At 62.4% G+C, this 20883-nt stretch carries 19 protein-coding genes; 5 read left to right on the forward strand and 14 right to left on the reverse strand.

Annotated elements, in window-relative coordinates; genetic code table 11:
- Positions 1-24: 24 nt before the first annotated feature.
- Positions 25-1050: a DMT family transporter gene (locus tag PSH57_RS13030; RefSeq protein ID WP_305389935.1), complete on the reverse strand. Its 1026-nt coding sequence runs from the start codon at positions 1048-1050 to the stop codon at positions 25-27.
- On the opposite strand from PSH57_RS13030, the gene PSH57_RS13035 reads away from it, so the two are divergent.
- Together PSH57_RS13035 and PSH57_RS13040 are read left to right on the forward strand one after the other, a co-directional pair.
- Complete coding sequence (locus tag PSH57_RS13035) at positions 1045-1608, forward strand: helix-turn-helix domain-containing protein (protein ID WP_305389936.1); 564 nt, start codon at positions 1045-1047, stop codon at positions 1606-1608. The two genes, PSH57_RS13030 and PSH57_RS13035, sit on opposite strands and share 6 nt — an antisense overlap.
- 15 nt (positions 1609-1623) lie before the next feature.
- Positions 1624-3072, forward strand: a complete 1449-nt coding sequence (locus PSH57_RS13040; RefSeq protein ID WP_305389938.1) for an FAD/NAD(P)-binding protein — start codon at positions 1624-1626, stop codon at positions 3070-3072.
- A 158-nt stretch (positions 3073-3230) separates the two neighbouring features.
- Here PSH57_RS13040 and PSH57_RS13045 read toward each other — a convergent pair whose 3' ends face one another.
- The 3 genes from PSH57_RS13045 to PSH57_RS13055 all read right to left on the reverse strand — a co-directional run bounded on the left by PSH57_RS13045 (position 3231) and on the right by PSH57_RS13055 (position 6411).
- The gene (locus PSH57_RS13045; protein WP_305389940.1) at positions 3231-4343 is read right to left on the reverse strand and encodes a Gfo/Idh/MocA family protein; all 1113 of its coding nucleotides are present in this window, start codon (positions 4341-4343) and stop codon (positions 3231-3233) included.
- A gap of 208 nt (positions 4344-4551) precedes the next feature.
- Entirely contained in the window at positions 4552-5319 is a 768-nt protein-coding gene (locus tag PSH57_RS13050) for an SDR family oxidoreductase (protein WP_305389942.1), read from the reverse strand.
- A gap of 24 nt (positions 5320-5343) precedes the next feature.
- Positions 5344-6411 (reverse strand): phosphotransferase family protein, encoded by a 1068-nt coding sequence (locus PSH57_RS13055; RefSeq protein WP_305389944.1) that lies wholly within the window; start codon positions 6409-6411, stop codon positions 5344-5346.
- A gap of 180 nt (positions 6412-6591) precedes the next feature.
- On the opposite strand from PSH57_RS13055, the gene PSH57_RS13060 reads away from it, so the two are divergent.
- On the forward strand, positions 6592-6987 hold the full coding sequence (locus tag PSH57_RS13060; protein ID WP_305389946.1) for a DUF4280 domain-containing protein: 396 nt from the start codon (positions 6592-6594) through the stop codon (positions 6985-6987).
- Positions 6988-7183: 196 nt separating this feature from the next.
- Here PSH57_RS13060 and PSH57_RS13065 read toward each other — a convergent pair whose 3' ends face one another.
- From PSH57_RS13065 to tssB, 10 genes are all read right to left on the reverse strand, one after another.
- Positions 7184-7726, reverse strand: a complete 543-nt coding sequence (locus tag PSH57_RS13065; RefSeq protein WP_305389947.1) for a toxin-antitoxin system YwqK family antitoxin — start codon at positions 7724-7726, stop codon at positions 7184-7186.
- A gap of 13 nt (positions 7727-7739) precedes the next feature.
- The gene (tssI, locus tag PSH57_RS13070) at positions 7740-9749 is read right to left on the reverse strand and encodes a type VI secretion system tip protein VgrG (protein WP_305389949.1); all 2010 of its coding nucleotides are present in this window, start codon (positions 9747-9749) and stop codon (positions 7740-7742) included.
- An 18-nt stretch (positions 9750-9767) separates the two neighbouring features.
- A complete protein-coding gene (locus PSH57_RS13075; RefSeq protein WP_305389951.1) occupies positions 9768-10211 on the reverse strand; it encodes a hypothetical protein in 444 nt (147 codons plus the stop codon).
- A gap of 55 nt (positions 10212-10266) precedes the next feature.
- Positions 10267-12810 (reverse strand): type VI secretion system ATPase TssH, encoded by a 2544-nt coding sequence (gene tssH / locus PSH57_RS13080; protein ID WP_305389952.1) that lies wholly within the window; start codon positions 12808-12810, stop codon positions 10267-10269.
- A gap of 1 nt (position 12811) precedes the next feature.
- The gene (gene tssG / locus PSH57_RS13085) at positions 12812-13837 is read right to left on the reverse strand and encodes a type VI secretion system baseplate subunit TssG (RefSeq protein ID WP_305389953.1); all 1026 of its coding nucleotides are present in this window, start codon (positions 13835-13837) and stop codon (positions 12812-12814) included.
- Complete coding sequence (tssF, locus tag PSH57_RS13090; protein ID WP_305389955.1) at positions 13801-15591, reverse strand: type VI secretion system baseplate subunit TssF; 1791 nt, start codon at positions 15589-15591, stop codon at positions 13801-13803. The genes tssG and tssF overlap by 37 nt, the downstream gene beginning before the upstream one ends.
- On the reverse strand, positions 15575-16018 hold the full coding sequence (tssE, locus tag PSH57_RS13095) for a type VI secretion system baseplate subunit TssE (protein WP_305389957.1): 444 nt from the start codon (positions 16016-16018) through the stop codon (positions 15575-15577). Before tssE ends, tssF begins: the two co-directional genes overlap by 17 nt.
- 13 nt (positions 16019-16031) lie before the next feature.
- On the reverse strand, positions 16032-16529 hold the full coding sequence (locus PSH57_RS13100) for an Hcp family type VI secretion system effector (protein WP_256228467.1): 498 nt from the start codon (positions 16527-16529) through the stop codon (positions 16032-16034).
- A 209-nt stretch (positions 16530-16738) separates the two neighbouring features.
- The gene (gene tssC / locus PSH57_RS13105) at positions 16739-18220 is read right to left on the reverse strand and encodes a type VI secretion system contractile sheath large subunit (RefSeq protein ID WP_305389959.1); all 1482 of its coding nucleotides are present in this window, start codon (positions 18218-18220) and stop codon (positions 16739-16741) included.
- Positions 18221-18250: 30 nt separating this feature from the next.
- Entirely contained in the window at positions 18251-18808 is a 558-nt protein-coding gene (tssB, locus tag PSH57_RS13110; RefSeq protein WP_047225738.1) for a type VI secretion system contractile sheath small subunit, read from the reverse strand.
- Between the two features lie 224 nt (positions 18809-19032).
- Between tssB and PSH57_RS13115 the strand changes: the two genes are divergently transcribed.
- Positions 19033-19494 carry a type VI secretion protein gene (locus PSH57_RS13115; protein ID WP_305389962.1) on the forward strand — a complete coding sequence of 154 codons (462 nt, stop codon included), beginning with the start codon at positions 19033-19035 and terminating at the stop codon, positions 19492-19494.
- 52 nt (positions 19495-19546) lie between these two features.
- Complete coding sequence (tssK, locus tag PSH57_RS13120) at positions 19547-20878, forward strand: type VI secretion system baseplate subunit TssK (RefSeq protein WP_305389964.1); 1332 nt, start codon at positions 19547-19549, stop codon at positions 20876-20878.
- Positions 20879-20883 lie beyond the last annotated feature (5 nt).

Genomic DNA, 20883 nt, shown 5'->3' on the forward strand with positions numbered 1-20883 from the left:
CAAATCGGTGCAGAGGATGGGGAATCAACCTTCGCGCTCAGGCACTTCAGCCACCTCGACCGCATTTTTGCCCCGAGTCTTCAGTTCGCTGACGATCACCGCCGCCACGATCAGCCCCGCGCCTACCAGCGCAATCGCCGGCAACCGCTCGCCGGCCAGGCGTCCGGCAATGCCGGCCCATACCGGTTCCCCGGCATAGATCAGCGTGGCGCGGGTGGGCGAGACGCTTTTCTGTGCCCAGTTCATCGCCACCTGGATCGCCGCGCTGGCGGCGCCCAGGCCCACGGCACTGACCAGTAGCAACCAGGAAAATGGCGGGATCGTTTCTTGGGTCGGCACCACCATCAGGAACGCCAGCACCGCCGTGCTCGCCAGTTGCACCACGGTTACCCGGCGCACATCGACCTGGCCGGCGTAGGCGCTGATCAGGATGATTTCGGCGGCAATGGCGATGGCGCTGATCAGCGTGGCGATTTCACCGGGGCTGAAATTCAACGATGCCCCGGCCGGGCCTGACACCAGCATCAACCCGGTGAATGCCAGCATGATGCCGAGGCTGGGCATCAAGCCGGGCCGGCGGCCCAGCACCAGCCACTGCAACAGCGGCACGAACGGCACGTACAGCGCGGTGATGAACGCCGACTGGCTGCTGGGAATGGTCTGCAGGCCGACGGTCTGCAAGCCATAGCCGAGCATGATCGCCACGCCGATGAAGCATCCGGCCTTGAGTTCGAACAGGGTCAGGTCGCGCAGATGCCGCCACGAAAACAGCGCGACAAACGCTGCTGCGGCGGCAAACCGCAAGCCTACGAAAAACATCGGTCCGCTGACCGTCATGGCGTGCTGCACCAGCAAGAAGGTTCCACCCCAGATCATGGTGATCAGCACCAGCACGCATTCGGCCTTGCTGAACCTTGAGAAACGGGAGGAAGCTTGAGGGGAGTTCACCGATGCCATGACCTTGCGCGCCACTTGAGGCGGACGCACAATGCGCCCGAAGAAGGTGGGCAGTATAATGCGCAACCCCAGCAGATGAGCAATATAGTGCACAAAGAAAACGGTCAGCGGGCATCCGTCCTGCAACACGTCAGCCAGAACGTCCGCCGCCTGCGGCACGCCTCGCAGCTGAGCCAGACAACCCTGGCCGAACTGTCCGGGGTCAGCCGGCGCATGCTGGTGGCCATCGAGGCCGGTGAAAAGAACGTCAGCCTGACCACCCTTGACCGTGTCGCCGAAGCCCTCGACGTGGCCTTCAGCGACTTGATTCAGGCCCCCGATGCTCGTGACCCGAGTCGCATCAACGAACTGGCCTGGGCCGGTACCATCCCCGGTAGCAAAGCGGTTTTACTGGCCAAGGCCACCGCCAGCCGCGAAGTCGAACTCTGGGAATGGCGCCTGGAGCCCGGGGAGCATTATCCATCCGAACCCGATGCCGATGGCTGGAGCGAGCAGCTCTATGTATTCGAGGGCTGCCTGACCCTGATGCTGGGCAGCGAAGAGCGCCAGATAGGCGCCGGTGAGTTTTTCATGTTCGCCAGCAACCAGCCCCATGCCTATCGCAATGATGGTTCGGTGGCGGCGAGATTCGTACGCAACGTGGTGATTTGATTCCTGGAGAGCGACATGCATACAGCGCTGGATCGACCTGGCAGCAGCATCACCCGCGAGGCCGACGTCCTGATCATCGGCGGCGGGCTGAGCGGAGCCATGCTGGCGGCGCAGCTATTGCGTCTGCCTGGACGGCGCAACGTGCTGATCGTCGAGCCGCGCAGCGAGCTGGGTCGGGGTGAGGCCTACAGCGCTGTGGAGCTGGGCCACACCTTGAACGGCAATGCCGCGCGGATGAGCGTCGATCCGGACAACGCCGATGACCTGACCCAATGGCTCGCCGAATTCATCGAGGCCGGTGGCTGGCCCGAGTCGGATCAGCAGCATGTACCGGTCAGCGAGCTGTTTCCCCCCCGGGGCATCTTCGGTTTGTATGTGCAACAGCGCCTGGCTGAAGCCCGGGCGCTGGGAGCCCGCAATGGCTCCGGGGTCGAGCATGTGCGCGGGGAAGCCGTGGATCTGCAGGTCGCGGGTGACACCGTGCTGTTGACGCTTGACGATGGCCAGACGTTGCGCGGAGGTTTCGCGGTGCTCGCCACTGGCATGTTCCCGGCGGCGCGTACCCCGCAGACCGAATCCAGCGGCTTGAATGCCGCCGCGCTGGACCCTTGGGATGTAGCGGCGATGCGTCGGCTCGACCCGCAATCCACGGTGTTGATCATTGGCTCAGGGCTGACAATGGTGGATGCCGTGGTGTCCCTGGAGCAGGCCGGACATCGTGGACCTATCGAAGTGTTTTCCCGTCATGGCCTGCTGCCCCATGTGCGTCGACAACCGCCTGAATGGGTGGATTTTCTCGCCGACGATCACAGTCTCCGCTCGCCGCGCCAATTGATGCGGGCCCTGCGTGAGCAATGTCGTCAGGCCCAGGCCGAGGGCATCGACTGGCAGGCCCCGCTGGACACGGTGCGCGCCCACATTGGGCGCCTTTGGAGCCAGGCCAGCGATGTGCAACGCCGACAATTCGTTCGCCACGTACGGCCATGGTGGGAGAGCCATCATCATCGTTCGCCTCCTTTGAGCGCCGAGCTGGTGGCGCGGCTGCACGAGGAAGGGCGGTTGCGGATCCAGGCGGCGTCGTTCAAGGGGCTGGCGTCGTCTGCCGAGGGAACGGTGAACATCCGCATTCGCCGGCGGGGCGAGGCGGATCTGACGGTGGTGCAGGGCGCTGCGCTGATCAACTCCAGTGGCATCGAATACGATTGGCGCCGGGTTGCACGCCCGTTGCCTCAACAACTGCTGGCTCGTGGATTGGTCCAGCCCGGCCCATTGGCCCTGGGTATCGCCGCCCATCCTGATGGCGCGGTGCTGGATGCCCAGGGCAAGCCTGCCAGTCGTCTGTTCGCCATGGGACCACCGTTGCGCGGGATGTGGTGGGAAAGCACCGCAGTGACCGATGTGGCGAGCCAGGCCAAGGTGCTGGCGGCGCGGTTGGTTGCGCTGCAAACCCAATACCCAGGCTGAACACCGCCCCCTGTGGCGAGGGGATTTATCCCCGCTGGGTCGCGTAGCGGCCCCAAAATTCCTTCCTGACACACCGAGGCGTCAGTTTCAGGGGCGCTTCGCACCCCAGCGGGGATAAATCCCCTCGCCACAAAGGTGGGGCACAAATCGGCAGCGTGTCAGCCAGTCACCTCCACCCACCGCTGCTCCCGCGCCGCCAGGCGAATCGCCGCCGCCAGCCGCTCCACTTCCCAGGCCTCTTCAAAATCGGTCCCGTTGCCGCCCTGGCCGGCGAGGGCCATGATCAATTCCTGGACCTCCAGGGTCTTCAATTCGTTGTACCCCAACTGATGCCCGGCCGCTGGGCTGAACGCGGCATAGCCTGGCAGCTCCGGGCCGGCCAGCAGACGTTGGAAGCCCCCATGGCCGACGCGGCACAAGCGCAGTTCATTCAGTCGTTCCTGATCGAACGCCAGGGTGCCGAGCGTGCCGCTGATCTCGAAGCTCAGGTGGTTCTTGTAGCCGTGCTTGAGCCAACTGCTGCTGACCGTGCCTCGGGCGCCGTTGGCAAAGCGCAGCAGGGCGTGGACCTGGTCATCCACGGCGATGGCGCGTTGTTCAGTGTTGCCGGCGCTGGCGGGACGCTGGCTGTGTACGGTCTGGCTGTCGGCACACACGGCCGCGACATCGCCCAATAAATGACGGGCCATGGCCAGCAAATGACTGCCCAGATCCGCCAACGCGCCGCCGGCGTGGGCGGCTTCGCAGCGCCATGACCACGGTGAGGTCGGGTCGGCCATGAAGTCTTCGCTGAACTCGCCCTGGAAACTGATGATCTGCCCCAGCTCCCCGCGCTGGATCATGTCCCGCGCCCGCTGAATGATCGGATTGTGCTGATAGTTGTAGCCGACCCGCGTGATCACGCCGGCCGCCTTGGCCGCCCGTTGCATCTGATCAGCCTGTTCGAGGGACACGGCGAGGGGTTTTTCACAATAAACCGGCTTGCCCGCTGTCAGGGCAGCCATGGCCATCGGGTAATGCAAATGATTGGGAGTGGTGATGGCGATCAGATTGACCTTGGGGTCGTCGATCAGTTGTTGCCAGTCGCTGTGTGCCGTCTCGAACCCCCAGTTCTGGGCACACTGCCGGGCACGCTGGGGATCGGCATCGGCCAAGGCCGCCAGTTTCAGGTTCAGGGGGAGGTCGAACACCGCTTTGGCATTATGAAATGCCAAGGCATGGGCACGGCCCATGAAGCCGGTGCCAATCAGACCGATGCCGAGTTCGTGCATGAGAAAGAGCCCTTTGAGTTTTTATTTTCAGAAGGGCTCTTTATGGAATAAATATTCGCATATTGCAAATATTGGAATAAATATTCATTTCGTGGGCACTGAGACCCTGTGGGAGCGGGCTTGCTCGCGAATGGGGTGGATCAGTCAATACAGTGGTGACTGACCTTCCGCATTCGCGAGCAAGCCCGCTCCCACAAGTGGAACATCATCAGGAGAGGAAACCCCCATCCACATTCAGGGACACACCCGTGGTATAGCTGGACGCATCACTGGCCAGGTACAGCACCGCGCCGGCCATTTCGCTTGGATCGGCCACACGCTTGAGCGGGATCTGCGCCAGGGCGGTTTTCAGGATCGCATCGTTCTTGACCAGCGCCGAGGCGAACTTGGTGTCGGTCAGGCCCGGCAGCAAGGCGTTGCAGCGGATGCCGAATTGCGCGCATTCCTTGGCGAACACCTTGGTCATGTTGATCACCGCGGCTTTGGTCACCGAATAGATGCCCTGGAAGATCCCCGGCGATATGCCGTTGATTGATGCAACGTTGATGATGCTGCCACCACCGTTCTCGCGCATCAGCTTGCCGGCTTCCACCGACATGAAGAAATAGCCGCGAATGTTCACGTCGACGGTTTTCTGGAACGCCCCCAGATCGGTGTCCAGCACGTTGCAGAACTGCGGGTTGGTGGCGGCGTTGTTCACCAGGATGTCCAGGCGCCCGAACTGCTCGCGGATACCGGCGAATACCTGGCTGATCTGCTCCATTTCACCGATGTGGCAGGCAATGGCGGTCGCTTTGCCGCCAGCGGAGATGATGGCGTCGGCCACGTGCTGGCAACCCTCGAGTTTGCGGCTCGAGACGATCACATGGGCACCTTGCTGGGCCAGCAGTTTGGCGATGGCCTCGCCGATGCCGCGGCTGGCGCCGGAAACGAAAGCGATTTTACCGTCGAGGTCGAACAACTGAGTCTTGGACATGCTGTTTCCTTGTTATAGAGGCGCTCAGAGCGTGGATTTGTTGATGACCTGCAGGCTCATCTGCTCCAGCAGTTTGTTCATCTGAACGAACTGCGCGAAGCGTTTGTCCTGGGTCTGGCCGTGGAAGAAGCGGTAGTAGATCTGCTGGACGATGCCGGCGAGGCGGAACAGGCCGTAGGTGTAATAGAAGTCGAAATTGTCGATGCGGATTCCGGCGCGTTCGGCGTAGTAATCGACGAACTCGCGACGCGTCAGCATGCCCGGTGCATGGCTCGGTTGGCGGCGCATCAGTTGCACCGGTGCCGGGTCGCCGGCTTCGATCCAGTAGGCGAGGCTATTACCCAGGTCCATCAGCGGGTCGCCAAGGGTGGTCAGTTCCCAGTCCAGCACGCCGATGATCTGCATCGGGTTCTCTGGGTCGAGGATCACGTTGTCGAAGCGGTAGTCGTTGTGGACGATGCTGGAGGTGGGGTGGTCGGCAGGCATTTTCTCGTTGAGCCAGGCCTTGACCGCCTCCCATTTCGGCGCGTCCGGGGTCAGGGCTTTTTCGTAACGGTCGCTCCAGCCACGGATCTGTCGGGCCACGTAGCCTTCGGGTTTGCCCAGGTCGGCCAGGCCGCAGGCCTTGTAGTCGACCTGGTGCAGTTCGACGAGCCGGTCGATGAAACTCTTGCACAGGGCTTCGGTACGGGCAGCGTCAAAACCCAGTTCCGGCGGCAGGTCGGAGCGCAGGATGATGCCCTTGACCCGCTCCATCACGTAGAACTCGGCGCCCATCACCGACTCGTCGGTGCAGTGCACGTAGGCTTTCGGGCAATACGGAAAACCTTCGCGCAACTGATTGAGGATGCGGAACTCACGACCCATGTCGTGGGCGGACTTGGCTTTATGGCCGAACGGCGGACGCCGCAGGACGAATTCCTGTTCAGGGTATTCCAGCAGGTAAGTCAGGTTCGACGCGCCACCGGGAAACTGGCTGATCTGCGGCGTACCGGTGAGGCCTGGAATGTGGGCCTTGAGGTACGGGTCGATCAGACTGGCATCGAGTTCTTCACCGTCGCGGACACGGGTGGACTGATCAGTAAACGCCATGCTTATCCCTTCTGCTTATTTTGGAGGCCATCGATCATTGGCTAATCTAATGGCAGGTGAAAGGCGTCACAAGCTCGCCAAGGTCTTATAGGTTAGCGTGTTGCAGGATAATCAGCGGGCCTGATGCCGGGTGGATGAGCTATGGTTTGAGCGTCTGTCGCTTTTCAGGGAGCCATCGCGATGGGATGCCCGCAAGTCTGTGGTACCGCAACCTTGCAATGCAGTTTCGGCGCGGCCCCGGCGGTGCTCAATGTGCTGCCGGTCAATCGGCTGCTGACCGGCGGGATGCCGGCGGCGAATATCATGGATCACATTCCTCTGGTGAACATCACCACATTCGGCATGTGTCAAAGCCTGGCTAACCCGACCGTCGCCGCCGCGACTGCCGCGGCATTGGGCGTGCTGACACCCATGCCGTGCATTCCCGCCACCGCGACGCCCTGGATCCCCGGCGGCCCACCGACCTTGCTGCTGGGCAACATGCCGGCCATCGATGCCAACAGTACCCTGATGTGTACCTGGGCCGGGGTGATCAAGGTCGTCGTGCCGGGGCAGGTGCAGATGTTGATTCCCTGACGGGCGTGAGGTGGACGCAGGCTTGCTGCCCACCGCGATCTCCCTGTGGGAGCGGGCTTGCTCGCGAAGAGGCCGGTACATTCAGTACTGAATGTCGACTGTTAGGCCGCTTTCGCGAGCAAGCCCGCTCCCACACTGGGTCTTCAGTGGACTCAAGTTTTGTGTTTGCCCCAAATCTCTTGTTGGAGTGGGGTGTTCAGGCTTGTGCCGGATCATTCCAGCGCCTGAACCACCAGCGCACCCTGGAGATCGGCTTGCCGTCGGCGTCCAGTGGTCGACCGTCTTCAGCGTAGGCGTGTGTCGGTTCCAGCAGTTGGCCGTTGAGGTAGCGGGCGTCGACGGCGGGCTTGCCATTGGGGTGCATGCGTCGATAACGACCGTCACGTACACCGTCACGATAGAACTCTGACTCGGCCAGTTGCCCGTCGGGAAAATAGTTGTTCGCTTCACCGTGCAGCAACCCACCCCGATAAGTGGCCTGGCGCTGCAGCCCGCCTTCGGCGGCGTAAAAACTCGCCACGCCCTGCAGTTTGCCTTTGACGAAGGGCAACACTGCCGAGACTTTGCCGTTGGGGTGATACAGCGTGCTGGTGCCTTGCAGCTCACCTTGCTGATAGTTGAGTTTCGCTTGCGGGCGCTGGGCCTCCTCAATCTGCAGCGGGCCGTTGAGGTGGCCGTCGACCAGTTGCCCGCTCAGGTGACTGTCGCCACGCTCCACGTCGAGTTTTTTCGAGGTCATTGGCACGCTCCCGTCAGTTGACCTTCACCAGGCCGCCCTTGATGGTCAGCATGCCGCCGCCGTCCACGGTCTGTTCGGCGGCGGCCTTGTTCAACAGGCTGATGCCGGCGTCGTTGGTCAGGGTCGTGCCGGCCTTGTTTTCCAATGATGTACCTGCCTGGTTGCTCAGGGCGGTTCCAGCCTTCTGGCTGATGGAGGTGCTGGCCTGGGCCGCGAGGTCCGCACCGCTCTTGATCGCGAAGCTACCGCCGCTTTGCAGGGTCAGGGTGCCACTGACCTTGATGGTCAGGTTGCCGTCCACCGTCAGCTCATAGTTACCGCTGACCTTGTGCGCGTAGTTGCCCCCGGTGCTGTGGTTCTGGTCAGAACCCACGGTGACGGTGCGGGTGTCCTTGACATCGAGGCTGTCGCTGCCGGTCTGGATGGTCACGCTGCGTTTGCCTTTTTCCAGGGTGACGGTTTCGTCGCCTTCCTTGACCGTGCGAGTGCGAGCATTCTGCACCGTGAGGGTTTCATCGTGACCGACCGTGGCGGTGGTGTCGTTGAGCACGTTGATGTTGAAGTCTTTCTGGGCTTGGAGAAAAACCTCCTCGGCGTCCTTCTTGTCCTCGAAGCGCAATTCGTTGAAACCGCCGCCGCCCTTGGACGAGTTGGTCTTGATCCCGGACTGGGTCTGGTTGGCCGGCAGTGCGTAAGGCAGGGCGTTGTCGCCGTTGTAGACACAACCGGTCACCAGTGGCCGGTCGGGGTCGCCGTCGATGAAGGTGACGATGACTTCCTGGCCGATACGCGGCACGAACTGCATGCCAAAACCCTTGCCGCTCCAGGGCAAAACCACACGAACCCAGCAGGATGAGCTTTCGTCGTTCTTGCCGGTGCGGTCCCAGGGGAACTGCAACTTGATCCGTCCGTATTCATCGGTCCAGATTTCTTCGCCGGCCTTGCCCACCACCAGTGCGGTCTGGGTGTGCATGCGCGGTTTTGGCGTGAGGCGGGGCGGTCGATAAGTCGTGGCCTTGGGAATCGCCTCGAAGCGGTTTCGGTAGCTGTCGTGGCTGGCTTCGTGGCTGACCGAGGTCACCACCCAATCGATATTCAGCGTCGAGTCTTCATGGCCGGCGAGGGTGAACCAATACCCCGGCACCAGCCAGCGGCAGTCGCTTTCGCCAACAAAACGCTTTTCCTGACTGCGCAGGCCGTCCACTCGCTGTTTGGTCAGTGCATCGCCCTGGGCCTTGGCGGTATAGCCGCCTGGATGCTCGTATATCGAACTCGGCCCGGCAACGGCTTCGGCCTGGCTGTAGAGCGACGTGGTCGGTGTGGTGAATTCATAATCGGTCGCCTGGTAAACCCCGGCCACCGCTTGCAGGCACACCTGGCCTGAACGGACACCGTGCAGTTCTCGATCCCCCATTTTCTGCCCGAGATAATTCACCGTCGGGCCATTGGGGATGGGCTCGAAGGCGTCGTTGCTGTCGGCCAGTACCAGCGTGTGCTTACCGTCTTCATGGCTGAAGAACCAGAAAATCCCGTCTTCCTCCAGCAGACGCGAGACGAAGGCCAGGTCGGTTTCGCCGTATTGCACGCAGTACTCGCGGGGTGTGTAGCTGCCGCTGAGCTTGAGCTGGAAGTCGGTGAAACCGTGGGCCTTGAAAATCGTGGTGACGATGTCCGAAGTGGCAAGGTTCTGAAACACCCGGTTGTTGCTCGCCAGGGTCAGCCACCAAAGCCATGGGCGCAGTAAAAGTTGATAGCGTTCGGCGGTAGCGTCGGCGGGGAGCTGACGGATTTCCGCAACCAGACAGTCCAGCAGGCGCAACAAGGCGTCTTTGTGCAGCGTCATGGTGACATGGCTGGCGATAGCGCTGGTGAGGGTCAGCGAAGGGCCGTCGTTGATGCCGTTGAGAATATGCGAGCCCAACGCATTGAGGCTCTCTTCGCCGGACAGCGATTCCGGATACAGCGCCGACAGCGTGGCGGCGGTGAGGGAAAGGGTGGTGTTGCTGTCGGTGGAGCGGGGCATTGATTATCCTCAGCGCCTTTAAATATCGTCAGGAAACCCTTCGACCGGGCCTGCCCATAAACATGACTCAACCGGGAAAGGAACATTGTCCAGTTGATTGGTATTGACCCCAATGCGTTGAGCGCAAATTTTGTCAGGCTCGCCAACTTTTTTAATCTTGATGAATCCGCTATTTACGTAATCATCCACTTTCTTCATCTGTTTTGGTTTTATCCATGCGAGGTTGAAATACAAAACATAGACTTCTGACAGTTTGCTAATGCCGAGTTTTTCTTTTTTCTCTCGTATTTCAGACGGTGGTATGGTCGTTAAATAGAAACCTTCGTCATGCTGCTTTTTGAACCAGGCCCACTTTTGAGGCTGATTCATCGTGCATTTCCACTCCCTGACGGCGGGGGTGCCGATTTGATTATCAGTGATGGATTTGGCCGCTGACTGGGTGGTGTAGTGATAGAACTTCATAAGGGCTCCGGTCCAACTCAGAAAGTCTTAACAGGCGATGAACGACGACGGTTTGTCACTCCAACACCCACTCCGCCAACTTCCCCGTCACCTGCGTCATCAACACATTCTCGACGTCCCGTGCCCCCGCCGCGCTGCATTTGGCCAACACGGCCTTGACGATCCCCGCATCGAACTCGAATTGCTTGCCGGTCGCAGCCTTGTAGCGCCCACGCAATTTCTCCAGCTTTGCCAGCACGATCCCTTCCAGCGTCGCCTCATCCAGCGGCCGATACGCCACCACCGTCATGCGCGCTAGAAAGGCGGGTCGAAACGCTTGCAGCAACACTGTATGCAAGGCTTCGTTGAAGGCGTCGCTGCCCAACTGCGCGGCCGGCGTGTCCAGTAGCAGTTCGGCGCCGACGTTGCTGGTGGCGAGCATCACCGTGTTCTTGAAGTCCACCACCAGGCCGGTGCCGTCTTCCATCAGGCCTTTGTCGAAGACGTTATAGAAGGCCTCGAGCACATCCGGGTGGGCCTTTTCGATTTCATCCAGCAACACTACCGAATAGGGTTTGCGCCGAACCGCTTCGGTGAGCACACCGCCGCTGCCGTAGCCGACATAGCCGGGCGGGGCGCCTTTGAGTTGGCTGACGGTGTGGGCTTCCTGGTATTCCGAAAGGTTGATGCTGATCAGGTTGCGTTCGCCGCCATACAAGGCATCGGCCAGGGCGTAGGCGGTTTCGGTCTTGCCCACGCCGGTGGGGCCCACCAGCAGGAACACGCCGACCGGTTTCTGCGGGTCGGTCAGGCCGGCGCGGTAGGCTTGCAGGCGCTGGGCGATGGTGTTCAACGCGGTGTCCTGGCCCATCACCCGCAGGCCCATGCGCTGGCCGAGGGTGCGCACGGCGTGGGCTTCGTCGGCGAGCATCTTGCCTACCGGAATGCCGGTCCAGCCGGCGATCACGGCGGCGACGGTCTTGCTGTCCACCTGTTCGGGCACCAGCGGATCGTCCTGGCGAATGGCATCCAGGCCGGCCTCCAGACGCAGCAGTTCGGCGGCCAGGTGGTCGATGCGGTTATCGATCTCGGTGTCGGGCTTTTCACCGTCGGCGCGTTCGCTCAAGGCCAGCAGTTCGCGGCGGGTGTCGAGCAGTTCGCGCACCGCTTCGCGCTCTTCGCCCCAACGGGTCTCCAGCTCGCGGATGGCCTGCACGTTACCGCCCGACTCTGCTTCCAGCAGGGTGATGCGCTCGCGGTGATCCAGCCCGGTGGCCTGTTCACGGCGCAAGCGTTCGACTTCGTCCTTGAGGCTGTTCTGGCGGTGGCGCAGGCTTTCCAGCGGCGGCGGCACATCGTGTTGGCCGAGGGCGACCCGGGCGCAGGCAGTGTCGAGCACGCTGATGGCTTTGTCCGGCAATTGTCGCCCGGAAATGTAGCGGTGGGACAATTTCACCGCTTCCTGAATGGCCGCGTCCAACACATGTACGCCGTGGTGTTGTTCCAGTTTGGTCGCCACGCCACGGAGCATTTCCACGGCGGTGAGTTCGTCCGGTTCTTCGACCTGCACCAGTTGGAAACGACGAGCCAGGGCCGGGTCTTTCTCGAAGTATTTTTTGTATTCCAGCCAGGTGGTGGCGGCCAGGGTGCGTAGTTCGCCCCGGGCCAAGGCCGGTTTGAGCAGGTTGGCCGCATCGCTGCCACCTTCGGCGCCGCCGGCACCGATCAGGGTATGGGCTTCGTCGATAAACAGAATGATCGGTTTTTCAGCGCTGCGCACGGCGTCGATCACGCCTTTGAGCCGCTGTTCGAACTCGCCCTTGACACCCGCGCCGGCCTGCAACAGGCCCAGATCCAGCACGCGCAACGTGACCTCCTGCAATGACGGGGGCACGTCACCGGCGGCGATGCGCAGGGCCAGGCCTTCCACCACGGCGGTCTTGCCAACACCCGGCGCGCCCACCAGGATAGGGTTGTTCTGCCGACGCCTGAGCAGGATATCGATGCACTGACGAATCTCACCGTCGCGCCCGACGATGGGGTCGATGCGTCCGTCCCGGGCGTCGGCGGTCAGGTCCTGGGTGTACTGGTCGAGCACCGGGTCCTGTTTCTGTGGCACCTCACCGGGCTTTGTCGGGCGCACACCGCCGACATGTTCCCGAGAGCTTTCGGTCCATTCCAGCAGATGAGCGCGCAGGGCCTCCCGGGGAATGCGCAGCAGCGATGAGGCGCTGTTGAGCAACAGGCTGCGACGCTCATCACGGTCCAGCAGCGCCAGCAACAACAAGCCGGAACGGATGCTGTCCAGGCCCAGCACGCTGGCCTGGACTACGGCGTCTTCCAGCAGGCCAATGGTTTGCGTCGACAGGGCCGGCGTGCGGGTGCTGCCGGATTTGAACAACTCCAGGGCCTTGTTGATTTCTGCCGCCACCGCGTCGCGCTCCAGGCCGAAGCGCGGCAGCAGGCAGGCGAAGTCACCGCCTTCGATGTCCAGCAGTTCCAATAGCAGGTGCTCGATTTCCACATAGTGATGGCTGCGTTGCAGGCAGCGTTGCGCAGCGCGTTCCAGGGCGCGACGGTTGTCCGGGTTGAGGCGTCCGATCAGGCTGGCCAGTTCCATTTCAGGCGATCTCCGGCTGACGAAGGCGGGTTTCGATCCGTTGTACGGTAAGGTTGGGCTGGCGTTGCAGGCCACCGTTCCAGCTCAATCGTGGCGGCGTCTGGCGAACCAGTTGCAGTGGCCCGGCGCCACGGATCAGCAGCACTAGGGTGCAATCCAGGTCGGGGCCGAAGTACAAGGCGTAAAGGCCGGCGAGCAGCGGATGGGTCTCGCCGGTGGGCAGCAATGTGTAGGCCTGGATGGCGGTCAGCGGGCCGAGGGTCAGGCGCACGCCGGCATGTTCGTCCCAGACCCGGGTGCCCGCCACCGCGCTGCGGCCCAGGCGCAAGTTACTGCCACCGGGCTGCAAGCGGCTGCGGCTGGCGGGGGGGATTTCCCGCCAGCCACCTTCGTAAGCGGTCAGTTCCACCGGCAGCCCGAACTGTTCGCGCACAATCGCCGCGAACCCGGCCAGGGAGCGCCGGCCATCGGCGTACAGCGCCGGACACGCCAGCACAGCAGCATCGGGCGCGGCCTGGCGTTCTTGCAAAGCCTTGGGCAGCAGGCCGGTCAACGCTCGCAATTGTGCCTGCACGGCGGACGCCGCCGGAGCAGTAAAACCCAGGGCGATGCGGTGTTTGCGCATCACTTTGTAGAGCAAACTGAGCAGGCGATGCTGGAACAGGTCGAGAAATTCCGCTGGCGCATGATCGCGTGCTCGGGTCCGTTGTTGCAGCCATTCCTGATAGGCGTAGGGCAGGGGACCGTCGGGGCCGCCGAGGCCAAAGATCGGCGTGGTCAGGATTGGCGCCGTACCGGGCTCGTGCTTCAGGCTTTCGACTTCACTGGCGGCGAACAACGGTGTCAACGGCCCGCGCAGGCGCAAGGCTTCGGCGTGGGGCGCGGTGCCGCTGCCCAGGGTTTCGGCCTGGGGCTGTTCGCGCTCCAGCACCAGCAACGCCTGAAGCCATTCGAAGCGCTGCGGATCGCGCCGCAAGCGTTGGCTCAGGTTCAGAGCGTCAGGGGTTTGCCGGCTTGGGGTTGCCATGTTTTCACCTCCCTGTCCGATTGAACCAGCACCGTGCACACGAAACGATTGGCGGTGGCATAGAGGGAAAAGAACTGCGCCAGCACCCCGGAGAACAGCACGGCACTGCTGCCGACGAAGTGTTGCGGGTCCAGTTGCAGGCGCACTTGCAGCCCGTTGCGCCACCCGCGCCAGGCGTCTTCGCCGACATGGGCGATGACCCGGTCACAAGCCAGTTCCAGGACCCCGGCGATCTGTCGCCGGGCGCTGGCCTCGTCCCGCAGATTGTGCAATTCGAGTATTTCCCGCAGCGCGTCGAGAGCCTGGGGACCTTCCACCAGTGATAGGTGGTTGAGGGTCAATTGCGACACCAGTCTCCAGCGCGATTCGCCGTCCAGGCGCGGCATGCTTTGCGGACTGGGTGGGTTGCGCAGGCGAGCCCAGGCCACCGGTCCGGGACGCTCAAAACCCAGGGCGGTGCCGGATGGCAGGCTCTGGGCCAGGTGCCGGTTGGTGCACAGCAACTCCGCGGTGAGGCTGTAGTCGCGCGTGTCAGCCAGCGGGTCGAACTGAGTGTCCACCAGGCTGACCATCAGATCAGTGCCCAGACGATTGGGGCTCATGCCGCTGACTCGCCGCGCATGCCAGTAACAGGCCTGGTCGTTGCCGTGCTGACTGCCGTAGTAGGCGGGGACTTTGTGCACACCCTGACTGGACGTTGCGCGCATGCCGCGGATGCTGTGGATCTCGACGCTGTTTTCCCGATGACTGTCGGCCACCAGACGGTACTCGCTGCGGGTGCCGTCGGGGCGTAGCGGCTCGGACGTCCTGGGGAACAGGTTGATCACTGGCGCGCAGCCCAGGGCGATGTCGCTGGCCTGGAGCGGCAGGCGGCTGACAGGGGCACGGTCGAACACGATATACAGGTACAAGGATTGGCTGTCGCTGGTCGCTCCGGCCAGTGGCAGGTCGAAAAAGCCGAATTTGTCGGGGAAGGCAAAGTATTCCGCCAGCAGACGCATGCCGGGATGCACACCGTCTTCGTCCGGCAGCAAGGCTTGGTCACTGGCGAAGCCGACGATCTCTGGCAGACCGCTCAGCGGTTCCGGCACGCTGCCCGGTGGGCCGGCCAGGACCTTCACGGCATGGGCGCCGAGCAGGTCATACAGCCAGGCGTTGATCATCGGTGAGGCAGCCAGGTGTACCCGCAAGGCGTCGATCCCCAGCGTCGACCATTGGCTTTCCCCCAGGCAGCGCAGGTTCAGGCGCAAGGCCGAACGCGCCTGAACCACCCCCGTCAGTGCTTGTGCCTCATCGCTGCCCAGCAGCAACGCTTCACTGACTTCGATCGGCCACAGGCGCACGGCGGCGGTGGTGCGAAAATGAATGCTCTGCCCCTTGTCGGTGGTGACGAACAAGGGGGTGTCCCGGGGCAGTGGGTAGCCTTCGTTGAGGTTGCCTTTGCTTGGGTCGGGCTCGAACTGCACGATGGCGCAGGACGGCAAAGGGCGTAAGGCCAGGGGGTAAAGCTGTTCGAGCAAGGCATCGCTGAACTCGGCGTAGTCGTCGTCCAGTCTTCGCTGCAAGCGGGCGGCCAGCAACGCGAAGCCCTCCAGCAGTCGCTCGACATGCGGGTCGGGGCATTCGCCGGGAGACAGCTCCAGGCGCCTGGCGACCTTGGGGTAACGTTCGGCGAACAGGCTCCCAGCATGCCTCAGCCAGGTCAGTTCACGCTGGTAGTAATCCAGCAGTTGCGGGTCAATCGAGTCGCTCATGTCGTACCTCAAGGCCGTCGCTGGCGGGCTCGATGACAAACGCCACAGGCCAGGAGTGCTGGTCGCCGCGCAACTCGCCCAATAACCGTATGTTCAGTTGCTGGGGATGACCCGGCACAGGGTTGACCTGGACCTCGCCCAATCGCAGGCGCGGTTCGAAGTGATTGATGGCCTGGCGGATCTCGCGGGTCAGTTGGCGACGGTCATCGCTGCGCTGCTGCTGTAGCGCGGTCCAGTCAGCGATGCCGTAATCCAGGATGCTCGGCGGTTCGGTCAGCGCTTTCGGGCCGCGGCGGGTGTTGAACAGGCGCAGCAGTTCGGCATGAACCGAGTCCTGCAACGCCTGCCGGTCGAACGCCCGCTCAGGGTCGTGCGCCGGGCTGGCCAGGCGTTCGAACAGGGGAGGGCGAAGCCCGAAGCCAGCCATGGGCGCGGCTTCTTTACTTGGTCATCTTGTTGGCCGCCAGGTCCCACGTCGTGCCCGCCGTGCCTTCCTTGGTGCCGTCGTCTTTCTGCGCGGTGAGTTCCCATTTGATCTTGGTGAAGTTCAGCGACAGGGTTTCCACCGGCTTGCCCCCGGTACCGCCACTGACGCTGACGTTGGACAGCACGACGTTGGTCAGGGTGTAGATGATGAAGGGCATGAGCTTGCCGCTGCCTTCGGCGGCGTTGCGGCCGATGGTGATGATGGCCTCGGGGATCGGTTTGCCGGCGCAGCAATATTCGTTGAGGGTGGGGGTGGAACTGTCGACGAATTTGGTCAGGGTGAATTCGCCGATGTGGGGCCGGCCAGAGGTGCGTTCCGAGTTGCTGACGTCGTTGGTGACTTGCATCGCCACGTTGTGGCTGTAGGACATGACTTCGATTTTGTCGGTGAAACCCTCAAGCAGGCTGTCGCCCTTGATGTCGCCGCCGAGGTCGAGAATGATCGCATCCATTGTGTGGAACTCCTGAAGTCGAGTGGGGTGTTACCCGATACCGAACCGTTAAAGATGAACGCTGAACCTGTGGCGAGGGGATTTATCCCCGCTGGGCTGCGCAGCAGCCCCCTAAGCGGTCCACTTAGGGTGGTCAGATTTAGGGCCGCTTCGCGCCCCAGCGGGGATAAATCCCCTCGCCACAAGCTCCTCGCCAGAGGTTTCAACCGTCAGGCAGCTACCGGCGGCGGCAGGGTCGCCACCAGGCGGATCGAGGCGGTCAGTTCCTCCAGCTGAAAGTGTGGGCGCAGGAACACCGTGGCCTTGTAGGCCCCTGGCTTGCCCGCCACTTCCGTGACGTCCACCCGCGCTTCGCGCAACGGGTACTGCGCCTTGATCTCTTGCGGCGCGTTGTCGTTGATCAGCACGTAATCGGCGATCCAGTTATTGAGGTAGGTCTGCACGTTGTCGCGGGTCATGAAGCTGCCGACTTTGTCGCGCATGATGACCTTCAGGTAATGGGCGAAACGCGAGGCCGCGAGCACGTACGGCAACATCGCCGAGATTCGCGCGTTGGCGTTGGCCTCGTTGGTGTTGTAGACCTTGGCCTTGTTGGTGGTCTGGCCGCCGAAGAACACTGCCACGTCACTGTTTTTCTTGTGGCACAGGGAAATGAAGCCCAAGTCGTTGAGTTCTTTTTCGCGACGGTCGGTGATCGCCACTTCGGTCGGGCATTTGAGCGACAGGTCCCCGGAGCTGGTGCGGAAGGTATGGGCCGGCAGGCCTTCTACCGCGCCACCGCCTTCGGCCCCGCGAATCGCCGCACACCAGCCATATTTGGCGAAGGCTTCGGTGATGCGTTGCGACAGCGTCCAGGCGGCGTTGCCCCACAGGTATTTGCTGTGGTCGGTGCCGTTGACGTCCTCGACGTAGTTGATGCCCTCCACCGGCAGCGTGTCCGGGCCGTAGGGCAGGCGCAGCAAAAAGTGCGGTAGTACCAGAGACACGTAGCGCGAGTCTTCGCTTTCGCGGAACGAGCGCCACTTGATCAGCTCCTGGCTCTCGAAGATCTTCGACAGGTCACGGGGCACGGCCAGTTCGGTGAAGCTGGTCATGTCGAACAACCGCGGGCTGGCGGCGGCAATGAACGGCGCGTGCGCGGCGGCGGCGACGTTCGACAGCTTTTCCAGCAGGCCGATGTCCTGGGGGTGGCGGCCAAACGTGTAGTCGCCCACCAACAGGCTGAACGGATGTCCGCCGAAGGTGCCGTATTCTTCCTCGTAGATCTTTTTGAACAGCGCGCTCTGGTCGAACTCGACGGCTTTTTCCAGATCGTTCTGCAGTTCTTTCTGGGTCACGTTGAGCAGGCGCAATTTAAGCCGCGTGCTGGTCTCGGTGTTCTGCACCAGCAGGTGCAGGCCGCGCCACGAGGCTTCGAGTTTTTGCAGCTCGGGGTGGTGCAGCACTTCGTTGAGCTGGGCGCTGATCAACTGATCAATCTGGCTGATGCGGTCGTTGATCATGGCCACGGTGTCTTTGTCGATGGCCATGCCTTCGTCGAGGACCTGGGTGGCGAATTCGGCCAGCATGTCGCGGGCGTAGTCCTGCTGGCTGTCGTCGTGGGCCATGCGGCCTTCGGCGATGATCTTGTCCAGCAGGGACAGGGTCTGGGTCGTGCTCTCGCTGGTTGGAGCGCTGGATGAAGCAGGCATGGCTTTATCTCCCTTGAGTGATGGGCGCGATCAGGCCTGTGGTTCGGCCGGGGCTGGGTCATCGTTGGCGGCTTCAGTCGGCAGGTCTTGCGCATCCTGAGGGCGGGCGGACTTGATCTCTTGCAGGCCTTCGGTGTTGGCGATCACGTCGCGCAGCAACTTGTCCAGATCGTCGTTGCCATCAAGCTTGGTCAACAGGTCCCGCAGACGCTGGCGGGCTTCGAACAGCCGGCGCAGGGGCGTGACCTGCTCCACGACCTTGACCGGGTCGAAGTCGTCGATGTGACGGAAGTTGAGTTCGATGTTGAGCTTGCTGTCATCACCGCTGAGGGTGTTATTCACCTGGAGCGTGGCGCGAGGCGAGATGGAGGCCAGTACCTCGTTGAAGTTGTCGCGATCGATTTCGGTGAAGCGCCGCTCGTTGAGCTTGGGCAGCGGATCCAGTGGTTTGCCCGAGAGGTCGGCCAGAATGCCGACCACCAGTGGCAATTCTTTCTTTTCGATGGCATTGCCGATTTCCACGTCATAGGTGATCTGGACGCGGGGAGGACGGACTCTGTCGAGCTTGTGCTGGGTACTTTCTGCCATGGCGGCCGACTCCGATGCATGTAGGGGAGCAATGCATCGGGGGGCCCGCTCATCGCATTCCCTTGCTGATCCGCAGGTTGCAAATGGAGGGCAGTAGACCTGTCATTCCCTTGACGAACCTGGTGCATTCGACTGTGTGGGTCGAACTACCCAAGACGCTAGAACAGGTCTATAAAAAAGCAAGCAAAAACAATTTTTGACCGCTGAGAAAAGGAAGATTCATTTTGCGTGTTTTTTTTTCCGGATTTTTTTTGAGCGTCGCGCTTACCGGTTGTTCGTTGTTTGCCCCCAGTGTCGACCTCGACAGCCTGACCCTGGACGTCGCGCCCCGGGCCAATGACGACACACCCATTGCGGTGGATTTTGTCGCCGTGAACGACCCGGACCTGCTCAAACAGCTGTCGGGAATCACCGCCCGCCAGTGGTTTGCCGAGCGCGAACAGTTCCAGCGCGACTATCGTCAACTCATGTCGGTATGGGGGCTGGAGCTGGTGCCGGGGCAATTCATCGACCGCCAACCCTTCCCGCTGGAGGGCCGGCGTGCCGCTGGACTTTTGGTCTTCGCCAGCTATAACACTCCCGGAGCCCACCGGCTTCGGCTGGACGATCAGCGCAAGGCCTGGCTGAAGTTCGAAAGTCGTGAGATGACCCTCGTGAATGATGGCCAGCTTGCCAGTCAGCCTTGAGTGACCGCGGGCCGCCCTCGGGCGGTGACATTGGGATGTCGAAGGGAGTCGTATGAGTCTGTTACCTGACGCGGTTTGCTGGCATGAGGGCATGCAGTTGCTGCCCCAGCATTTCCAATTGCAAGGGCTGCGCGCCGAGGCCCTGGCCGCGCATTTTGCCAGTGCCTGCAACCCGTGGTTCTGGGGTGTCAGCCAGCTGGAAGTCGACCCTTCAGCCCTCAGCGCCGGACAGGTCCGGCTGTTGCAACTGCAGGGCACCTTGCCGGACGGGTTACCGGTCAATTTGCAGGCCGGTGTCGGGCCGACCCTCGAGCTGGACATCACCGAGGCGGTGAACAAGACCGACGACGCGACGGTGACTGTGTACCTGGCCATCAGCCCGCTCTGGCGCGCTGGGCAATTGCTGCCACTCAAGGGACGGCTGCAATCGGTCGTGGGTGACGCCTTGCCGGATCTCACCAGCGGCGAATTCCCCGAGTCCATTACGGTGTGGCGGCCGAACCCTCGGCTGTGCACACAACTGAGCAAGGCCGACTCGATCTGCCTGCCACTGTTGCGCATCCGCAAGGAGGGCGGTGGCTTCCTGCGGGCGGCCTACACACCGCCAACGCCGATTCTGTTACCGGAATCGATTCTCGGTCGGCGAGTGGCCGGGTTATGCGCCAGGGCTCGGGAGAAATGTTTGTTCCTGGCCGGGCGCCTTCGTCAGGCCGAGGCGGCCGGCAACCAGGACGATGCAATGGAGATTCGCCGCCAATTGACTGCGTTGTGGGCGCGATTGCCGGAAGTCGAAGGCGCGCTGAACACCCGGGTGGCGACACCCCAGGCGTTGCATGGTCTGCTGTTGGGCCTGGCCGGTAGCTGGTCGGCGCTCGATCTGCTGGCGGGTGTCCCGGCCTTCGCGCCGCTGGATTTTCTTGAGCTGCAGCGCGGCTATGAACCGCTGCTCGACTGGCTGGAAGACACCCTGGAGCGGATCCGCGCCGGCTATCGCAGCCTGGCCTTCGAACGCAATGACCCGGTGTTCTCTATCCAGTTGCCCGGCGACCAGCCGAGCCAGCGCCTGGTGATCGGTCTGCGCATGCCCAACGGCGCCAGTGAGCAGGCTGCGGCCGAATGGCTGCGCGGGGCAATCATCGCGTCCGCGCCGCACATCCCGCTGTTGAGTCGCCAACGCATGAGCGGGCTGCCCCATCAGGCCATGAGCCGCAACGAACAGGTGGCCTACAGCGTGGGTGACGACACCCGGTTGTTCGTGGTGGCCGCCGGTGGGCAATGGTTTGACGGGCAATTGCCGTTGCACATCGTAGCGCCAGCCTCGCATCAGGCCAGCAGTCCATGGCAGGTGGTGTTGTTTGTGGCGCAGACCGGTGAAAGCGCCTGATCGTA

Source organism: Pseudomonas hefeiensis (assembly GCF_030687835.1).
GTDB lineage: Bacteria > Pseudomonadota > Gammaproteobacteria > Pseudomonadales > Pseudomonadaceae > Aquipseudomonas > Aquipseudomonas hefeiensis.

Bases quoted from the DNA above. Each gene is read 5' to 3' on its own strand.
- tssI (WP_305389949.1), bottom strand. From the start codon at position 9,749: ATGCCCCGCTCCACCGACAGCAACACCACCCTTTCCCTCACCGCCGCC.
- tssK (WP_305389964.1), top strand. From the start codon at position 19,547: ATGAGTCTGTTACCTGACGCGGTTTGCTGGCATGAGGGCATGCAGTTG.
- tssG (WP_305389953.1), bottom strand. From the start codon at position 13,837: ATGGCAACCCCAAGCCGGCAAACCCCTGACGCTCTGAACCTGAGCCAA.
- PSH57_RS13055 (WP_305389944.1), bottom strand. From the start codon at position 6,411: ATGGCGTTTACTGATCAGTCCACCCGTGTCCGCGACGGTGAAGAACTC.
- PSH57_RS13050 (WP_305389942.1), bottom strand. From the start codon at position 5,319: ATGTCCAAGACTCAGTTGTTCGACCTCGACGGTAAAATCGCTTTCGTT.
- PSH57_RS13075 (WP_305389951.1), bottom strand. From the start codon at position 10,211: ATGAAGTTCTATCACTACACCACCCAGTCAGCGGCCAAATCCATCACT.
- tssC (WP_305389959.1), bottom strand. From the start codon at position 18,220: ATGCCTGCTTCATCCAGCGCTCCAACCAGCGAGAGCACGACCCAGACC.
- PSH57_RS13100 (WP_256228467.1), bottom strand. From the start codon at position 16,529: ATGGATGCGATCATTCTCGACCTCGGCGGCGACATCAAGGGCGACAGC.
- tssH (WP_305389952.1), bottom strand. From the start codon at position 12,810: ATGGAACTGGCCAGCCTGATCGGACGCCTCAACCCGGACAACCGTCGC.
- PSH57_RS13045 (WP_305389940.1), bottom strand. From the start codon at position 4,343: ATGCACGAACTCGGCATCGGTCTGATTGGCACCGGCTTCATGGGCCGT.
- PSH57_RS13040 (WP_305389938.1), top strand. From the start codon at position 1,624: ATGCATACAGCGCTGGATCGACCTGGCAGCAGCATCACCCGCGAGGCC.
- tssF (WP_305389955.1), bottom strand. From the start codon at position 15,591: ATGAGCGACTCGATTGACCCGCAACTGCTGGATTACTACCAGCGTGAA.
- tssB (WP_047225738.1), bottom strand. From the start codon at position 18,808: ATGGCAGAAAGTACCCAGCACAAGCTCGACAGAGTCCGTCCTCCCCGC.
- PSH57_RS13060 (WP_305389946.1), top strand. From the start codon at position 6,592: ATGGGATGCCCGCAAGTCTGTGGTACCGCAACCTTGCAATGCAGTTTC.
- PSH57_RS13065 (WP_305389947.1), bottom strand. From the start codon at position 7,726: ATGACCTCGAAAAAACTCGACGTGGAGCGTGGCGACAGTCACCTGAGC.
- tssE (WP_305389957.1), bottom strand. From the start codon at position 16,018: ATGGCTGGCTTCGGGCTTCGCCCTCCCCTGTTCGAACGCCTGGCCAGC.